At 59.5% G+C, this 719-nt stretch carries 2 protein-coding genes; both read right to left on the bottom strand.

The features are described 5' to 3' along the window. Positions 1-336, bottom strand: a 336-nt coding sequence (locus tag QQJ79_RS15600; RefSeq protein ID WP_284223846.1) for a metallophosphoesterase, incomplete at its 3' end; no start/stop codon positions are given. Then, on the bottom strand, positions 330-719 hold a 390-nt coding region (locus tag QQJ79_RS15595; RefSeq protein WP_284223845.1), incomplete at its 5' end, for a TOBE domain-containing protein. The genes QQJ79_RS15600 and QQJ79_RS15595, both read right to left, overlap by 7 nt.

Genomic DNA, 719 nt, shown 5'->3' with positions numbered 1-719 from the left:
GGGATGATCATCCACCACATACTGATAGAAGGGTAAATCATCCGGCTGGTAACGGGTTCCGGCAAAGGCTTTGCGGAAGGTGTCCGCCTTGTCATGGTTGCCCGGAATGACATACCACGGAGCTTTCAACCGCCCCAGATGATGCAGAAGCAGCTCGAACTCCTCGGGCCGGCCCGCATCGGTCAGGTCCCCGGACAGGATCACCGCATCCACGGCGGGCGTGAACCCGTTCACATGGTCAATCACCCGCGCAAGGCTGGCGGCTGTATCCACCCGCCGATAGGCAAGTTTCCCGGCGGCCTTGATATGGGTATCCGTGATTTGCGCAATCAGCATGCCGATTGCCCTCCCTCACAGCCGGACATGTCGATCAGCCGGTCCAGATTCATTTGCAGATGTACTTCCGTGCCAATAGCAAACTCGGCCCGGTGCTTGCTGTCCACGACCACCTCGGCCTGATCATGCCCGGCGATCACAAGCCGGGTCCGATCCCCAAGGAAGAAGGCTGATTTCACATGCCCGGAATAGTTTCCGCTATCGGCGCTGACAATCTCGGCATCCTCGGGACGGAAGAACAGCTCCGGCGTCGATCCCTGATACCCCTTGACCGAGGCCGCAGACACCCGGTTCAACGTCCCGATAAAGTCTGCAACGAACGGGTCCGTCGGATTATAGTAGATTTCCCGCGGGGTGCCCGACTGGGCGATCCGTCCCTTGCT

Source organism: Brevundimonas denitrificans (assembly GCF_030160755.1).
Lineage (GTDB): Bacteria > Pseudomonadota > Alphaproteobacteria > Caulobacterales > Caulobacteraceae > Brevundimonas > Brevundimonas denitrificans.
Note: the sequence above shows the minus strand (reverse complement) of the source record. Positions and strands in the feature narration are given on the sequence as shown.